Here is a 253-nt window from a genome sequence, read left to right as displayed (position 1 = left end):
CGAGCAGCAGTACGACGCGTTCGCCCGCAACATCGGGCGGCCGAGCCTGCTAGCCGAGACCGCGGAGCTGCCGACGGCCGACGAGCTGGGCGCCGAGTTCGAGCGGTTCCTCGCCAAGCAGGGCGACGAGAAGGGGCCGAACCCGGGGTACTGACCCCCGGGGCAGGGCCCCGTGTGTGACCGGCGCCTGGTCGGGGCGCGCGCACCGGGCCGGCAGAATGGCTCCACGTGGCCTCCGCCCGCCGCGCCCTGC

General features: G+C 75.9%; 1 pseudogene. It reads left to right on the top strand.

The window, feature by feature from the left end:
• Window positions 1–154 (top strand): annotated as a pseudogene (locus tag KVT14_RS23665) (PAC2 family protein); the annotation flags it as partial.
• Window positions 155–253: the final 99 nt, after the last annotated feature.

Origin of the sequence: Cellulomonas sp. GbtcB1 (assembly GCF_019091725.1) — a bacterium.
Classification (GTDB): domain Bacteria; phylum Actinomycetota; class Actinomycetes; order Actinomycetales; family Cellulomonadaceae; genus Cellulomonas.
The sequence above is the reverse complement of the archived record's forward strand: the minus strand, read 5'-3'. Positions and strand labels throughout refer to the sequence as shown.